This window comes from Streptomyces spiroverticillatus, assembly GCA_014650415.1.
Taxonomy (GTDB): domain Bacteria; phylum Actinomycetota; class Actinomycetes; order Streptomycetales; family Streptomycetaceae; genus Streptomyces; species Streptomyces spiroverticillatus.
Genome location: BMUX01000009.1, coordinates 193517 through 208537, shown reverse-complemented (window position 1 = coordinate 208537; position 15021 = coordinate 193517). Strand labels below are relative to the sequence as shown.

The 15021-nt window shown below is 72.1% G+C and carries 14 protein-coding genes; 4 read left to right on the top strand and 10 right to left on the bottom strand.

What is annotated here, in order from left to right; translation table 11 throughout:
• Window positions 1-9: 9 nt before the first annotated feature.
• The 6 genes from IE269_RS24335 to IE269_RS24310 form a co-directional block, all read right to left on the bottom strand.
• Window positions 10-879, bottom strand: a complete 870-nt coding sequence (locus IE269_RS24335) for an enoyl-CoA hydratase/isomerase family protein (RefSeq protein ID WP_189825249.1) — start codon at window positions 877-879, stop codon at window positions 10-12.
• A 106-nt stretch (window positions 880-985) separates the two neighbouring features.
• Window positions 986-3289: an acetate--CoA ligase family protein gene (locus tag IE269_RS24330; RefSeq protein ID WP_189825248.1), complete on the bottom strand. Its 2304-nt coding sequence runs from the start codon at window positions 3287-3289 to the stop codon at window positions 986-988.
• 258 nt (window positions 3290-3547) lie between these two features.
• A complete protein-coding gene (locus IE269_RS24325; RefSeq protein WP_189825247.1) occupies window positions 3548-4072 on the bottom strand; it encodes a DinB family protein in 525 nt (174 codons plus the stop codon).
• A 130-nt stretch (window positions 4073-4202) separates the two neighbouring features.
• Window positions 4203-5030 (bottom strand): NmrA family NAD(P)-binding protein, encoded by an 828-nt coding sequence (locus tag IE269_RS24320; RefSeq protein WP_189825246.1) that lies wholly within the window; start codon window positions 5028-5030, stop codon window positions 4203-4205.
• 83 nt (window positions 5031-5113) lie between these two features.
• Window positions 5114-6538, bottom strand: coding sequence for a serine/threonine-protein kinase (locus tag IE269_RS24315; RefSeq protein ID WP_189825245.1), 1425 nt, complete (start codon window positions 6536-6538; stop codon window positions 5114-5116).
• A 73-nt stretch (window positions 6539-6611) separates the two neighbouring features.
• Complete coding sequence (locus IE269_RS24310; RefSeq protein WP_189825244.1) at window positions 6612-7796, bottom strand: flavin-containing monooxygenase; 1185 nt, start codon at window positions 7794-7796, stop codon at window positions 6612-6614.
• Between the two features lie 181 nt (window positions 7797-7977).
• Here IE269_RS24310 and IE269_RS24305 point away from each other — a divergent pair, with 181 nt between their 5' ends.
• Together IE269_RS24305 and IE269_RS24300 are read left to right on the top strand one after the other, a co-directional pair.
• Entirely contained in the window at window positions 7978-8427 is a 450-nt protein-coding gene (locus tag IE269_RS24305) for a DoxX family membrane protein (protein ID WP_189825243.1), read from the top strand.
• Entirely contained in the window at window positions 8427-8858 is a 432-nt protein-coding gene (locus IE269_RS24300; RefSeq protein WP_189825242.1) for a Zn-ribbon domain-containing OB-fold protein, read from the top strand. The genes IE269_RS24305 and IE269_RS24300 overlap by 1 nt, the downstream gene beginning before the upstream one ends.
• A 162-nt stretch (window positions 8859-9020) precedes the next feature.
• Here IE269_RS24300 and IE269_RS24295 read toward each other — a convergent pair whose 3' ends face one another.
• From IE269_RS24295 to IE269_RS24285, 3 genes are all read right to left on the bottom strand, one after another.
• Window positions 9021-9698, bottom strand: coding sequence for a pyridoxine/pyridoxamine 5'-phosphate oxidase (locus IE269_RS24295; RefSeq protein ID WP_189825241.1), 678 nt, complete (start codon window positions 9696-9698; stop codon window positions 9021-9023).
• Window positions 9699-9770: 72 nt separating this feature from the next.
• Window positions 9771-11009 carry an FAD-dependent monooxygenase gene (locus IE269_RS24290; RefSeq protein ID WP_189825240.1) on the bottom strand — a complete coding sequence of 413 codons (1239 nt, stop codon included), beginning with the start codon at window positions 11007-11009 and terminating at the stop codon, window positions 9771-9773.
• A 167-nt stretch (window positions 11010-11176) separates the two neighbouring features.
• Window positions 11177-12367, bottom strand: a complete 1191-nt coding sequence (locus IE269_RS24285; protein WP_189825239.1) for a thiolase C-terminal domain-containing protein — start codon at window positions 12365-12367, stop codon at window positions 11177-11179.
• Window positions 12368-12497: 130 nt separating this feature from the next.
• On the opposite strand from IE269_RS24285, the gene IE269_RS24280 reads away from it, so the two are divergent.
• Both IE269_RS24280 and IE269_RS24275 read left to right on the top strand, forming a co-directional pair.
• Entirely contained in the window at window positions 12498-13532 is a 1035-nt protein-coding gene (locus IE269_RS24280) for an acyl-CoA dehydrogenase family protein (protein ID WP_189825238.1), read from the top strand.
• A complete protein-coding gene (locus tag IE269_RS24275; RefSeq protein WP_189825237.1) occupies window positions 13532-14032 on the top strand; it encodes a nitroreductase family deazaflavin-dependent oxidoreductase in 501 nt (166 codons plus the stop codon). The genes IE269_RS24280 and IE269_RS24275 overlap by 1 nt, the downstream gene beginning before the upstream one ends.
• 98 nt (window positions 14033-14130) lie before the next feature.
• Here IE269_RS24275 and IE269_RS24270 read toward each other — a convergent pair whose 3' ends face one another.
• The gene (locus IE269_RS24270) at window positions 14131-14778 is read right to left on the bottom strand and encodes a TetR family transcriptional regulator (protein WP_189825236.1); all 648 of its coding nucleotides are present in this window, start codon (window positions 14776-14778) and stop codon (window positions 14131-14133) included.
• Window positions 14779-15021: the final 243 nt, after the last annotated feature.

Genomic DNA, 15021 nt, shown 5'->3' with positions numbered 1-15021 from the left:
CGTGTGCGGTCACAGCCCCCGGTAGCGCGGGGTGCGGCGCTCGACGAAGCTGGCCACGCCCTCGTTGGCGTCGGCGGTGGTCATGTTGATCTCCTGGGCGGCGGCCTCGGCGGCGAGGGCGGTGGTGCGGTCGGAGTCCAGGGACGCGTTGACGAGCTGCTTGGTGAGGGCGAGGGCCCGGGTCGGCCCGGCGGCCAGGCGTTCGGCCCAGGTGCGGGCCGTCTTCTCCAGTTCGTCGGCCGGGACGATCCGGTTGACCAGGCCCAGGCGTTCGGCCTCCGCCGCCGGGAGGGCGTCGCCGAAGAACATCAGCTCCTTGGCCCGCTGGGGGCCGATCAGCCGGGGCAGCAGGTAGGCGCCGCCGCCGTCCGGGACGAGCCCGCGCCGTACGAACACCTCGATGAACTTGGCCTCTTCGGCCGCGACGACCAGGTCGCAGGCGAGCGCGAGATGGGCCCCGATGCCGGCCGCGGTGCCGTTCACGGCGGCGATCACCGGCTTCTCGCAGTCGAGCACGGCCGTGATCAGGCGCTGCGCGCCGAGCCGGATCGTCCGGGCGACGTCGCCGGGGACCCGGTCGTGCGCGGGGGTGCCGGGACCGTCGCTCCGCAGGTCCGCGCCCGCGCAGAAGCCCTTGCCGGTGGCGGTGATCACGACTGCCCGGATCCCGGGGTCGGCGGAGGCCTCGGCGAGCAGCGAAATGATGCGTTCCCGCTGGTCCCAGGTGACGGCGTTCATGGCTTCGGGGCGGTTGAGGGTGATCCAGGAGACCCCGTTGTCAGTGGCGTGGAGTATCAATGAATGCACGGAGAGTGACGAGCTGTCCGGGGATTTCGGCGAGTCCGGGGATTCCGGCGAGTCCGAGGAGGGGGAATTCATGGGCGTACGACTCCAGTTCGCGAGGTGGGGAGTGCGGGGACGGAAGGGGAGGCGCGTGCGGAAGGGGAGGGGTGTGGTGCCCGAAGCGATCGTGGTCCCCGAAGCATCAGCGGCAGACGGCCAGTGCGTCCAGAGCCACGGCGCCCTGACCCCTCGGGAGGACCATGAGCGGGTTGATGTCCAACTCGCTGAGGTCGTCGCCGAGTTCCAGAGCCATCCGCTGCACCCGCAGGATGACCTCCACCAGCGCGTCCACGTCCGCCGGGGGCGCCCCCCGGACCCCCTCGAGGAGTGCGTGCCCCCGGAGTTCGCCGAGCATCGCCCGCGCGTCCGGCTCCCCGAAGGGGGGTACGCGTACGGCGGCGTCGCCGAGGACCTCCACGAGTACGCCGCCGAGCCCGACCGTGACCGTGGGGCCGAAGAGCGCGTCGCGGCCGGCGCCGACGACCATCTCCACGCCCCGCGCGACCATCTGGCAGACCAGGATGCCGTCCAGGGGGATGTTCTCGTACGCGGCGATGTCCGTCAGTTCCCGATAGGCGTCCCGGACCTGGCTGGCCGAGGTCAGCCCGACCTTCACCAGGCCGAGTTCGGTCTTGTGGGCGAGCTGCGGGCCGGAGGCCTTCATCACGACCGGGTAGCCGACCTGCGCCGCCGACCGCACGGCCGCCGCCGCGCTGGTCACCAGCTGCTCGCGCGGTACGCGAATGCCGTACGCCCGCAGCAACTGCTTCGCCGCGTGCTCACTGAGCTGCTGGCCCGGACGCATCAGTGCCTGCGCCTTGCGGAAAGAAGGGGACGGCGTGCGCGGCGCCTCGTCGAAGGGAGAGCGGTAGGAGGCCGTGAAGCGGTGGTGGTCGAGGTAGGCGCGGACGGCGGTGATGCAGTTGCCGAAGGTGCGGAAGGTGGCGAGGCGGGAGGACCCGAGCAGCGTCTCGCGGTACGCGGCCTCGGTGCCGACGGGGGACCCCCACACCACGCACACCAGCTTGTCCGTCGCCTCGGCGGCGTCCGCCAGGTCCTGGGCGAGCTTGTCGCTCATGGGCGGGAAGGGGCCGGTGATCGGGCAGATCAGCACCCCCACCGAAGGGTCGGCGAGGATCGCGTCGATGATCTTCCGCCCGCGCCAGTCGCCGACCGGGTGGCCCCCGTTGTCGACCGGATTGGCCACATTCAAATACTCCGGTATCCACTCGTGCAGCTCCGCCTGCTTGGCGTCGCTCAGCGTCGGCAGCTCCAGTCCGGCCGCCGTCGCCAGGTCCGCGAAGTGCGCACCCGTTCCGCCCGAGATCGAATACACGACGACGCCGTCCGCCCGGGGCTTGCGGGCTCGGGCCAGCAGGGCGGCGGTGTCCTGGAGTTCGTCGAGCCCATCCACCCGGATCACGCCGAACTGTCGCATCGCGGCGTCCACCACGTCGTCCGCGCCGGTCAGCTTCCCGGTGTGGGAGGCGGCGGTACGGGCCCCGGTCTCCGTCCGCCCGACCTTGACGGCGACGACGGGCACCCCGTTGCGGGCGGCGCGGTCGGCGGCGAGCAGGAAGGAACGGCCGTCCTTCAGCCCCTCGATGTAGGCGGCGATCGCGCCCACCTCGGGAAGCTGCGAGAAGTAGGAGATGAAGTCGGCGGTCTCCAGATCGGCCTCGTTGCCGGTGGGGGCCCAGTGGGAGAGCCGAACCCCGAGCTGCTGGAGGGAGAACACAGGGCGGCCTTGATGACCTGACTGGGTGATGAGGGCGATGGCGGGACCGTCCAGGTCCTCCCGGAACTCCTCGAAGGCGTTGAGGTTGGTGTTGGGACCGAGGAGACGCAACCCCGAGTCGGTGGCGGCGACGGCGGCGGCCAGGCGGGCCTGGGCGGCGGCCCCGTCCTCACCGGTCTCGGCGAAACCGGAGGCGAAGGCGACGGCGAACCTGACCTTGGCATCGGCCAGTTGATCCACCAGCGGAAGGGGGTCCTTCACGAGGAGCACAGCGAGATCGACCTGCTCCGGCAGATCGGCGACGGAGGGCACGCACGGCAGCCCGAACACCGCCTCCCGGGTCGGGTGCACGGGGTGCAGGCGGGCCCCCACGCGCTCGGCCCAGGCCAGGAGCTGGCGGGTGATCCCGGTGTTGGGCCGGCCCTCGGCGTCGGAGGCGCCGACGACGGCGACGGACTCGGGGCGGAAGAACCGGTCCAGGTCGGGGACCGGGGCGTACAGCGGGCGCCCGCTGACGTCCAGGTCGGCGGCGGTGGCGGTACCGGCCCCGGAGGCCGCGACGTCGGCGGCGACCGGTGCGGCGGCGCCCGGAGCCCGGGTCGCGGCGGCGGTCGTGCCGTGCACGGAGGCGGACCGGGCGTCGTCCCCGCAGGCGACGACGCGGGCGCGGAGGCCGGAGGTGAGGGTGCCGTGTGTTGATCCAAGCATCGCTGAGCCCGCTCCTGCTCGTAGTCCGGAGACGTCCGGAGACCGGAATGGCAATTCACTGACGCTCTGTCAGATTACTGAATTGACGGTCCGTCAGGAACAGGGCGGGCGGGACCTGTTGTACGGGCATGTCTGTAACGGAAGGGAGTTGGCGTGAAGTAGCGGAACAGAGGGTGAGGCGACGGGCCGCGCGAGGGCGCATGGCGACGCGCCCTCCGGCGGGACGGGCCGGAGGGCGGGGAGGCCCCGGTGCGGGGGCTACTCGTCCGGCAGCAGGCCGCGCAGCAGTGCGATCTGGCCGACGTGGGCGAAGGAGTCGGCGAGGAGGGCCTGGAGGCGTTCCTGGACGGTGTGGGAGTCGCGCAGGGTGGGGCTCGTGACGACGCGGCCCAGGTCGGCGTCGGGGGCTTCCGCGAAGTAGCGCTCCACGAGGCCGTGGACGGCGTCGTGGTAGGCAAGGAGGTCCTTGCTGCCCGGGGCACGGAAGGCGGCAGCCTGGGCGCGGGAGTGCTCGTAGCCGGTGTCGGCGGGGTCGGCGGGGAGGTGGAAGTGGTCCGCCCAGCCGTCGGTCAGCCAGAGCTGCGGGACCTCCAGCAGCTCGGACAGGTTCCGGTCCTGGGCGCGCGCGATGTGCCAGGCGAGCCAGCCGATGGAGTTGGTGCCGGGAGCGGGGACCTGTACGAGGGCGGCGTCGTCGAGCCCCTCGACCCCTTGGTTCAGCTCGGCCCGCAGCCGCCGGAAGAGGCCCAGGGAAATGTCCTGCCACCCGATATCAGCGGTCACTTGCGGCCCCTCTCGCGTTGCCGGACAACACCGTGCGGAGATCATGCCCCACGGGATGCGCGAGCGCACCGGTTGAGACCGGCCCGATTTTTGCCGGGCCGCTCGCAACTCCGCTGTTGGGGCGGCACGTTCAGGGCCGGAACGCTGCCGCGTGGGTGGTGGCCCAGTCGGTGAAGGGGCGGGGTGGGCGGCCGAGGATGTCCGTGACGGTGGAGGTGGTGCGGGACACGGAGGCGGGGACGGTGGCCCACATGTGGAGCATGAAGTCGATGCCCTCCTCGGGCCGGCCCTCCGCGCGCCACTGTGCGCGGGCCTCGTCGTCGGTGAGTTCGGTGAAGCGCAGGTCCTGGCCGGTGGCGGTGGCGAGGACCGCGACCTTGTCGGTGGGGGTGAGGGCCTGCGGGCCGGTCATCACCAGGCGTTCGCCGGTGTGTCCGCCCCGGGTGAGGACAGTGGCGATCACCTCGGCGGCGTCTCGCTCGTCGACGGACGCGGTGCGGCGGGAGGCGTACGGTTCGCGGACCTCACCCTGTGTGCGGATGACGTCGGCCCAGCCCAGCGTGTTGGGCATGAAGTCGATCGGCCAGACGAGCGTCCAGGCGAGGGTGCTCGCGCGGAGGGACTTTTCCCAGGCATCGTCGCCGGGCGCGAGGACGGTCAGTCGCCGCACGCCCGCCCCGGCGGCGAGGTTCAGGAGGTCGGAGGGGGCGGCGAGGGGGGTGTGGTCGTGTCCCGTGGAGCCGAGCAGGTGCAGGGCGGTGACGCCGTCGAGGGCGGCGGACAGGGTGTCCGGGTGGGTGAGGTCGCCCTCCACCACCTCGACGCCCTCGGGGAGCCCGGCCGCCGCCCGGGCCGACGCGTCGCGCGTCAGCGCCCGTACCGTATGGCCGTCCTCGTGCAGGCGCTCGACCACCAGCCGGCCGAGGTTGCCCGTCGCGCCTGTCACCAGAATCGTCATGCTGCTCCTCGTGTCGTGCGTCGCCGGGGCGCGAGGGGGCGCCCGGTCCGCCGTACGGGGAGGGTAAGGGTCAACTAGGCCAATTAGTGGCCTAGTTGGGGTGTCGGTCGGTCCTCGCGTACCCGCAGCTTCCACCACATGAGCCACGCGCCCGTACCCATGAGGAGCGCGTTGACGAGGCTGTGCAGCGGTCCCCGTCCGAAGCCGACCCGGACCAGCAGCCCCAGTGCCACGAAGAGGGCCAGGTTGGCCACCACCGCGCACCCCCAGACGGCCACCGGCCGCAGTCGGGGCCGGGGGAAGGCGTTCAGCGCCGCGACGGCGAACATGACGAGGAGGCCGATCAGGGTGAGGCCTCGCATGCGGTTCCACGGCAGCAGGAACGCGATCGCCCAGACCAGGGCCAGACACCCCAGGAACCGCAGCCACTTGGACATGCCCGGCGCCATCCCCGCACCCGGCGCCCGCGCAGGACGCGCCGGTACGCCTCCCTGCGGCCCCTGCGGACCCTGCCGCCGCCCGGCCGCGCTCACGGTGAGCGCATCGGGCCCCGTCCCCGTCCTCGCCCCCGCCCCCGTCCCCGCTCGCGCCCGCACCGGCGTGGGAGTCGCCCGCGGATCGACCTGCGTCGGGACGACAGGCACCGCCCCACCGGTCCCCGCCCCACCGGTCCCCACCCCGCCGACCACCGCCTCCAGCCCCGCCCGTGCCCGCCCCGCGTCCGCCCGCAGTGCCGGGTCCTTGGTCAGGAGCATGGCCAGTACGGGGGCCAGCGCGCCCGCCCGCTGCGGCGGCCTCGGCTCCTCCGTCGCCACCGCGATGCACAGCGCGGTGAACGTCTCCGCGCTGAACGGCGGCTGCCCCTCCACCGCGCAGTACAGCGTCGCCCCCAGCGCCCACAGATCCGTCGAGGCCTCCGGCGGCCTGCCCACCAACTGTTCGGGGGCCATGTACGCGGGCGTGCCGATGAGGGTGCCCGTGTGGGTGAGGGCGGTCGTCGCGTCCGCCATGTGCGCGATGCCGAAGTCGGTGAGGATCACCCGGTCGTCCATGAGGAGGACGTTGTCGGGCTTGAGGTCGCGGTGCACGATCCCGGCCGCGTGCGCGCGCTCCAGGGCCGCCAGCATCGCGAGCCCGATCTCGGCGACCCGCCGCACGGGCAGCCCCCCGCCGGGCCCGCCACTGCGGGCGACGGCCGCGGCGAGCGACTGGCCCGTGACGTACTCCATGACGATGACCGGCGCCCCGGCGTGCTCGACGACGTCGTGCACGGTGATGATCCCCGGGTGGTTGAGCCGCGCCGCGGCCCGCGCCTCGCGCATGACGCGCCGGAGGAGTACGTCCCGCTGCTCGGCCGTGATCCCCTGCGGCAGCAGCACCTCCTTGACGGCGACCGGACGCCCGAGCGTCTCGTCCGTCCCCCGCCAGACCCGCCCCATCCCCCCTTGCCCGATGAGTTCCTGGAGCCGGTAGCGCCCCCCGATCAGCACCTCGTCCACGTCGGCCACGGATTCAGCGTAGGGGAGGGGGTGAGGGCGGACTGCCCTGTTCGGCAAGGAAGTTGGGTCGCGGGACGGTGGTTCAGCGGCGCTTCGGCGGGCGGGAGAGGGCGCGGGCGATGCGTTCCGCGTCCATGGCCATCTCACGGAACATCCCCGAGATCGGGTTGGTGAAGCCGGTGAAGTGCAGGCCGGGGGCCTTCGGGGAGGTGCGGGCGCCGTGGAAGGTCGGGCGGCCGTCGGATTCCAGTACGCCGAGGTGGCCGACCAGCGGTTCCAGGGCGCGGCGGTAGCCGGTCGCGGCGACGACCGCGTCCGGGGCCAGCCGTGAGGAGTCCGCGAGGACCGCCTCGCCGGTCTCCGCGTCGAAGGAGTCGAGGGCGGCCACCGGCTCGACCTTCCCGGCCCTGATCGCGGTGATCAGCCCGACGTCCTGCACCGGGATCGCACCCTCCTTCACCCGCGAGTACAGGCCGTGGGTGGGACGCGCGAGCCCCTGCGCCGAGAGGTCGGGCACGGAGATGCGGCAGACCACGTCGCCCGCCCTGTCGACCAGCGGCACCGGCAGCCGGCGCACCAGGATGCCGGTGCGCTGGGCGGGCCAGCCCGCGGTCGAGCGGCGCAGGATGTACGGCGCCGTGCGCACGGCGAGCCGGACCCGGGAGGCGCCGCCCTCGGCGAGGTCGGCGGCGATCTCGGCACCGGTGTTGCCGACGCCCACGACCAGGACGTCCTTGCCGTGGAAGGGGGCGGGGTTGCGGTAGTCGCGGGCGTGCAGGAGCTGTCCCTTGTACGCCGACGAGTGCGGCCACTCGGGGAGGTGCGGGGTGTGGTTGTAGCCGGTGGCGACCACCACCGCCGAACCGGTCAGCTCGCGCCCTCCGCTGGCGTGCAGCAGCCAGGCGGTGCCGTCGGCGGTGCGCTCGACGCGCGACACCTCCACGCCGGTGACGATCTCCAACTCGTGGTGCTCGACGTACTTTTCGAGGTACCGGACGACGTTGTCCCGCGACACCCAGCGCCCGAACGAGCGGGGCATCTTCAGCCCCGGGAGGCCGGAGAGGGCGCGGGTGGTGTGCAGGTGGAGGCGGTCGTAGTGGGCGCGCCAGGAGGCCCCGACCCGGTCGGACTTCTCCAGGACCACCGCGCGGACCCCGCGTGCGCGCAGGGCCGCCGCGGCGGCGAGTCCGCCGGGGCCGGCGCCGATGACGTAGACCGGGCGGTCGTTGGTCGTGGCGATGCCGGGAGAGGTGTCGGTGGGGGCCATGAGGCGTGAGCGTAGTGGCGGGGGTGGGGTTGATGGGTCTCGGTCATGTGGGGGATCGGGTTGCGAATTGATCACGTGGGGTGGGGGTTTCGTCCGGACAGGGGCCCCGCCTCTTGCGGAGTGGCGTCCGATCCGGTCAACTGACGGCCCGTCAGAAAGTGTTCCGGGAAGGGAGGTTCGCATGGAGTCCCTCTGGCTCACCGGCGCGGAATGGCTCGCCGTGCTCCGTATCGGCCTCGGCCTCTGGTGGCTGGAGAGCTGGCGTCACAAGGACAAGAAGGGGTGGTTCGAGCGGGGCACCGGCATCGCCTGGGCGGCGGACGTCGCGGGCAAGCACAAGTGGCCCTTCGTCAAGCGCGGCTTCGAGAAGGTCGTCGCGCCCCGGCCGAAGACGATGGCGTACGTCGTCGTCTACGCCGAACTCGCCCTCGGGCTCGGGCTGATCGCCGGATTCCTCACCCCGGTCGCCCTCGTCGGCGGGTTGTTGCTCAACCTCCTCTACCTCGTCCTGATGATCCACGACTGGGCCGAGCAGGGGCAGAACGCGATGATGGCGCTCATCTCGCTGGTCGCCCTCTTTGCCATGTCCTGGCAGACCTGGTCCCTCGACCATGCGATCGGACTCTTCTGATGACTGCTGACGGGGCCACGCGCGCGCCCTCCCCTGCCGACCCCGACATCGACGCCTTCACCCGCCCCTACTGGCAGGCCGCCGCCGAGGGCCGGCTGCTGGTCCGCCGCTGCGGCGCGTGCCTGCGGGCGCACCACTATCCCCGGGAGTTCTGCCCGTACTGCTGGAGCGAGGACGTCGAGTGGGAGGAGGTCAGCGGGCGCGGCACCCTCTACACCTGGTCCGTGGTGCACCGCAACGACCTGCCGCCCTTCGGGGAGCGTGTTCCGTACGTTGCTGCGGTCGTGGACCTGGAGGAGGGGCCACGGATGATGACCGAGGTCGTGGGGTGTGCGGAGTCGGAGCTGCGGATCGGGGCGGGGGTGGAGGTCGCGTTCCGGGAGGGGGAGGGGTACGCGGTGCCGGTGTTCCGCGTTGCGGGTGAGCGGTAGGGGGGCGGTATGCGTCGTGCCGGGGGCGGGCCCTCTTTGTGCCTGCGCCCGGAACCGGGGTGGTTTTGCCCCTGCCCCGCCCCTTCACCTAAACCCGCGGGGCAAAGGGACCGGTTCCGTGCGGGTGTGTTGTGGCTGGGCGCGCAGTTCCCCGCGCCCCTTTCAGGGCCACAGCAGGTCCCGTACCCAGCCGTCCCCTTCGCGGCGGTATCGCAGGCGTACGTGTTGGCGTCGTGCGTCGCCCTGGAAGAACTCGACCTCGCGTGCGACCAGTGAGTACAGCGTCCAGGTCGGCGCGGTCAGGGTCGGGTCGGCCTCGGCGCGTGCCCAGGAGGTTTCCGATGCCTGCGCCAACTCGGCCTGCGATCCCAGTACCTCGCTCATCCGCCCGGTGAGGGCCGCCGCCAGCGCCCCCGTCGAGCGGGCGTGCAGGTCGGCCGTCGCGGCTTCCGGGGTGCCGGTGAGGACCGTTCCCTCGATCCGGACCTGGCGGGCCTGCGCCGGCCAGTAGAAGCCGAGGGCGGCGTCCGGGCGGGCGGCCAGTTCGCGGCCCTTGCGGCTCGTGCTGTGGGTGCCGAAGTGCCAGCCGTCGTCGTCCGCGTCGTGGAGGGTCAGGACCCGGGTCGAGGGGCGCCCGTCCGCGTCGGCGGTGGCCAGCGTCATGACGTGCGGCTCGACCTGCCCGGCCTCGGCGGCCTCCCGCAGCCAGGTGCGGAAGAGGGGGAGCGGGGCGGCGGGAGCGGCGGCAGTGTCGAAGGCCGGGAGCGGGATGCCGTCCCAGACCCGGAGCGAGTGGAGCAGGGTGCGGAAGTCGCGGGAGGCGGGGTCGTCGGTCGTCATGCCGTGATTGTGCCTACGGCCGTCGCGGCGCACGGCAGGCACGCCCCGCCCCCCCTCTTGCGCCCCGCTCCCTCACGCCGCCACCCGCCCCGCCCCGTACCCCTTCAGCGGCACCACGTGCGCCGCCTTCTGCACGTCCTCCGTGATCTTCTTCGCGATGAGGTTCCGCCACGGCATCTTCGGCAGCGTCCGCAGCATCAGCAGGCGCAGGCGGATCTTCCACTGGCGGTCGACCGTCATCTGGGTGACGAATTTGCGGGCGAAGTCCTGGGTGTGCTCGACACCGGGGCGCATGTGGCGTTCGTACGCATCGAGGGCCTGGCGGAAGTCGCCCCGGGAGGCGGCCAGTTCACCGGCCAGGGTGTACGCGCCGATGAGGGCGAGGCCCGTGCCCTGGCCCGCCGCCGGGGAGACGCAGTGCGCGGCGTCGCCGAGCAGGACCACGCGGCCCTTCGACCAGCGGTCCATCTCGATCAGGCTGATGGAGTCGAAGTAGAAGTCGTCGGCGGAAGCGGCGTGGGAGAGGAGCCGGGGGATCTCCCAAGACTCGTTCTGCGCGAAGGTGTTGTGCAGGATGCGCTTCTGCGCGGCCGTGTCGCGGTGGTCGTACGGGATCTCCGGCGAGGCGAAGACGAACATGTTGCGGGCCGTCTGCTGCCCCTGCGAGCTGTACGCGCACACCATCTTGTCCACCACCACGTGGTACACCTCGCGCCGGTCGAGCTCCAGGTCGTTCGGCGCGGTGAAGATCGAGATGTACGCGCCCAGGTGACGCCGGAAGCGCTCCTCGTCGCCGAAGACCAGGCGGCGGGTGTGGGAGTGCATCCCGTCGGCGCCCACGACCAGGTCGAAGCGGCGCGGCGGCGCGTTCTCGAAGGTGACGAGCACGCCGTCGGAGTCCTCGGTGAGCGAGGCGATCGAGTCGCCGAAGAGGTACTCGACGTCGTCACGGGTCCGCTCGTACAGGATCCGGGCCAGATCGCCCCGCATGATCTCGTCGTCGCCGTCCACCCGCCCGCCGAAGAACGCTGCCGGCATCTCCCCGACCACCCGGTTGTCCGCGTCGACGTACGCACCGAGCTGCATGTCCGTGGAGTGGGCGCGGACCTCGTCCATGATCCCCATCCGCTCGCAGACCTCGACGGCCTCGCCGCGCAGGTCCACCTTGTAGCCGCCGGAGCGCAGTTCGGGGGCGCGCTCCACGACGGTCGGCGTGAAGCCGTACCGGTGGAGCCAGTGGGCGAGCGCGGGTCCGGCGATGCTCGCGCCGGAGATCAGGACGGTGCGGACGGGGGAGGTCTTCGTGCTCATGGCGGTCTCCTCGTAGGCGAGTCGGCGACTCGGGCGGGTGCACCGTGTGTGCGTGCGCCGGTCGATGACTCGACTGTACGAGTGTGTAAGACGCTTGTCTATGACGCTTGTATAGATTTAAACGGAGGTGTGGATTCCGAAGGGCTCCGCAGCATTGCCCTCCTCGCTCACCTCCCCAGCAGCACCGTCCCCGACGAGCAGAACCAGCCCCCCGTCCCCGACGCCACCGCCACCTCCGGCAACCGCCCGCCCGCCTTGCGCACCTGCCCATCCCCGGCCTCGCCCCGCAACTGCCGTACCGCCTCCACCAGCAGGAACAGCCCCCGCATCCCCGGATGGCAGGCCGAGAGCCCGCCCCCGTCCGTGTTCACCGGCAGTCCTCCGTCCCGCAGCAGCCGCCCCTTCTCCACGAACGCCCCGCCCTCCCCCTTCGCGCAGAAGCCCAGGTCTTCGAGCGTCACCAGCGTCATGTAGGTGAAGGCGTCGTAGATCTGCGCCACATCCACATCAGCGGGGCTCAACCCGGCCCGCTCGTAAGCCAGTCGGCCGCTCCGTGCGGCGGGCGAGACCGTGAAGTCCTCCCACTCCGACATCGTCGTGTGCGACACCGACGTCCCCGAACCCAGCACCCACACCGGCTCCTTCGCCAGATCCGGTACGTAGTCCTCGGCGACCAGCAGCACCGCGCAGCCCCCGTCGCTGCGCAGGCAGCAGTGCAGCTTGGTGAAGGGGTCGGCGATCATCGGGCCGGAGAGGACCTCGTCCACGGTCAGCGGAGTGCGGAACATCGCGTCCGGGTTGGTCGCCGCGTTCGCCCGCGCCTGCACCGCCACCTCGGCGAGCTGCTCCAGGGTCGTCCCGTACTCGTGCATGTGCCGGCGCGCGGCCATCGCGTACTTGGCGACGAGCGTGTGCCCGTACGGCACCTCGAACTGGAGCGGGCCGCGCGAGCCGAAGGAGAGGTTCGAGGTGCGCCGCCCCGCCTTGATGTCGGCGCGGGCCGTCGAGCCGTAGACGAGGAGTACCGCGTTGGCGTGACCTGCGGCGATGGCGTCGGCGGCGTGGGCCGCCATGACCTCCCAGGTGGCGCCGCCGACCGAGGTCGAGTCCACCCAGGCCGGGCGCAGGCCCAGGTATTCGGCGACCTCGATGGGTGCGAGCGTGCCGAGTCCGGCGGAGGCGAAGCCGTCGATCACCGAGCGGTCCAGGCCCGAGTCGGCGAGCGCCCGGCGGGCGGCCTGGGCGTGCAGCGCGTACGGGGTGGCGTCGTCCACCCGTCCGCAGTCGGCGAGCGCGACACCGGCGACGGCGACCTTGCGGGTCCCGGCCCGGGGGGTCCTCAGGGGTGTGGGTGTCATGAATCTGACGGTACATCAGATGTTCAAGTGCGCATGTGGCCAAGGGGATTGAGGGTGGTCTTGCTATGGGCATCCCAGCGGTCGCGCTCTAGCATGACGCCCCGTCAGATTCAGGGGAGGAGCACACCGGATGGATGCCGCCTTCACCGCGGAGCAGGACGCGATCCGCCGCACTCTGCACGAACTGCTCGACGCGACGGCCCCCGGGGAGCACCGCCGGGAGCTCTGGTGCCGGCTCACCGAGGGGCTGGAGCGTGCGCCACTCGCCCCGCCGCTGCTCACGACCGACGTACTCGCCGCGCCACTGCTCGCCGCCCTCGGCACCGAGGAGCAGCGCGCCACCCTGCTGCCGGACCTCGTCGCAGGTCACAGCAGTGCCGCGCTCGCCGTCTCCGGTGCCGCGCTGTCCGTCGCGCTCGGGCTGACCGGCGACAACGCCGACGGCGGCTGGGCCGGAGGCGGACGTTCCGGCGGGGTGCAGGCGCGCCGTGGCGAGAAGGGCTGGGTGCTCTACGGGCAGGCCGAGCAGGTGCTCGACGGGCACAGCGCCGACCTGCTCCTGGTCGCCGCGCACACCGGCGGCTTCGCCCGGGGCCGGGTGCTGCTCTTCCTCGTACGGGCGAAGGAAGCCGTCGGGCTCGCCCGTGTGCGGCAGACGGCGGCGGAGGAGGCGCGCCCGCAGGCCACCCTGCAACTGCGTTACGTGGACGGGGAGTTGCTCGGAAGCGGGGAAGGGGTGGCGGAGGCGCTCGGCACGGTCGGGCGCACTGCGGCCGTCGTGCTGGCGGCCGAGGCCGTCGGGGTCGCCGAACGGCTCCTCGCACCGGCCGCCGACCGGGCCGGGGGACGGGTCCGGCTCGCCGAGGCGTACGCGGCGGTGGAGGCGGCGCGCTCGGCGGCGTACCGCACCGTCTGGCACCCGGCGGACGCGAGCGGCGGTGTGCTCGCCCTCGCGCAGGGGCTGGAGGCGCTCCGTACGGCAGCGACCGAGGTCATGCGGGTCGGCGGCGGTGACGGCGCCCGGGAGGCGCGGGACTGCTTCGCGCGGGCGGCCGCCGACGAGGTGCTGTTCGGGCCGGTCGAGCGGCTGCGGGCGCGGGCGGTGGAGGTGTCGGGGGCGTTCGGGCGTACCGAAGCGGGAGCAGCGGGACGGGAGGCCGTGTGATGGCGAGGACCAGCAAGAGTGCGGGCACGCCGGTGGGCGTGAAGATGATGCAGAAGGTGTCCTCCACGCGGACCTTCGCGCGGATCGCCCCGCACGTCATCCCGGCCGTGGACCGTGCCGTCCACCGGCTCAGCAAGGGCCGGACGATGATGAGCACCCGGATGCTGCCGGGGGTGATCCTGCACGCGCGCGGCGCGAAGACCGGGCAGCCGCGACAGACCCCGCTGGCCTGCATGCCGGAGCCGGAGAAGGGGACCTGGATCCTCATCGGGTCCAACTTCGGCCGTCCGGGGCACCCCGCCTGGACCGCCAACCTGCTGGCCCACCCGGAGGTCTCCGTGCACTGGGAGGGGCAGGACATTCCGGTGCGGGCGCGGCTGCTCGCGGGGGAGGAGCGGGCGGACGCGTGGCGGGCGGTGCTGGGGTTCTGGCCGCCGTACGCGACGTACCAGAAGAGGATCGAGCGGGAGATCCGGCTGTTCCGGATCGAGCGGCGCTGAGCCCGTTCCTGAAGGCCGGATACGCCGACGGCGGACCACATGCGTGGTCCGCCGTCGGGTGACAGGACTTGGTGGGGGTTCGTCCGGTACGGGTTCTGCTACTTGGCGGGCTTTTTGCCCGTGATGCCCAAGTGGACCAACTGCGCCAGGTTCGGGCGGAGTTCCGCCTGCTTGACGCCCCAGGTGGTGAAGCCCTTCTGGTGCGAGGCGACGGCCGCGAGCATCGCGACGAGCGAGCCCGCCATCGCCGCCGGCGACACGTCCTTGTCGACCTTGCCCTTCGACTGGAGGTCCTTCACCGCGTCCGTCAGGGAGTTGGTGACGGAGTTCAGGATCTTCATGCGGATCTTGTAGAACCGCTTGTCGCCCTCCGCCGCGCCGAGGTCGACGACGCGCAGGATGGCGTCGTTCTTCCGCCAGAAGTCGAGGAATCCGTCCACGAGTTGTTCGGCGGTCTGCGCCCCGGCCTTGCCGACCCACGAGCGCCCGGCGACGAGGTCGGTCAACCCCGCGCCCTCCTTGGCCATTTCCTCCGCGATTTCGAGGACGGCGCCCTCGACGTCGGGGAAGTACTGGTAGAAGGTCGCGGGCGAAGTCCCGGCCTTGCGGGCCACATCGATGACCTTGACGTCCCGGTAGGGGGACGAGCTGAGCATTTCACTGAGGCAGTCGAGCAGCTTCTGCCGCGTCGCCTGACCGCGTCGACCGGCCACGCGGCCGTCGACGGTGCGTACTTGTCCTGTCATGCCGTCAGCTTACCGAGGGGTGATCGGAGCGCGATTCGGCGAGTGCAAATGGGTTTCCGGCCAGACTTGGCCGGAGTTGACGGGGGCGGGAAGAGGCGGAAGGTGCGGCCGGGGCGCATAAAGGGGACAGCGGCGGGGCGGCCGGGCCCCCGGGGACTTCGAATGGCGGTATGCAGCAGGGCGTCCACAGGCATCCCCCAATAGTGTTATCAACAGCCTGTGGACAACGTCGGTGGATATCTC

Bases quoted from the DNA above. Each gene is read 5' to 3' on its own strand.
- IE269_RS24335 (WP_189825249.1), bottom strand. From the start codon at position 879: ATGAATTCCCCCTCCTCGGACTCGCCGGAATCCCCGGACTCGCCGAAA.
- IE269_RS24330 (WP_189825248.1), bottom strand. From the start codon at position 3,289: ATGCTTGGATCAACACACGGCACCCTCACCTCCGGCCTCCGCGCCCGC.
- IE269_RS24320 (WP_189825246.1), bottom strand. From the start codon at position 5,030: ATGACGATTCTGGTGACAGGCGCGACGGGCAACCTCGGCCGGCTGGTG.
- IE269_RS24310 (WP_189825244.1), bottom strand. From the start codon at position 7,796: ATGGCCCCCACCGACACCTCTCCCGGCATCGCCACGACCAACGACCGC.
- IE269_RS24305 (WP_189825243.1), top strand. From the start codon at position 7,978: ATGGAGTCCCTCTGGCTCACCGGCGCGGAATGGCTCGCCGTGCTCCGT.
- IE269_RS24300 (WP_189825242.1), top strand. From the start codon at position 8,427: ATGACTGCTGACGGGGCCACGCGCGCGCCCTCCCCTGCCGACCCCGAC.
- IE269_RS24295 (WP_189825241.1), bottom strand. From the start codon at position 9,698: ATGACGACCGACGACCCCGCCTCCCGCGACTTCCGCACCCTGCTCCAC.
- IE269_RS24290 (WP_189825240.1), bottom strand. From the start codon at position 11,009: ATGAGCACGAAGACCTCCCCCGTCCGCACCGTCCTGATCTCCGGCGCG.
- IE269_RS24285 (WP_189825239.1), bottom strand. From the start codon at position 12,367: ATGACACCCACACCCCTGAGGACCCCCCGGGCCGGGACCCGCAAGGTC.
- IE269_RS24280 (WP_189825238.1), top strand. From the start codon at position 12,498: ATGGATGCCGCCTTCACCGCGGAGCAGGACGCGATCCGCCGCACTCTG.
- IE269_RS24275 (WP_189825237.1), top strand. From the start codon at position 13,532: ATGGCGAGGACCAGCAAGAGTGCGGGCACGCCGGTGGGCGTGAAGATG.
- IE269_RS24270 (WP_189825236.1), bottom strand. From the start codon at position 14,778: ATGACAGGACAAGTACGCACCGTCGACGGCCGCGTGGCCGGTCGACGC.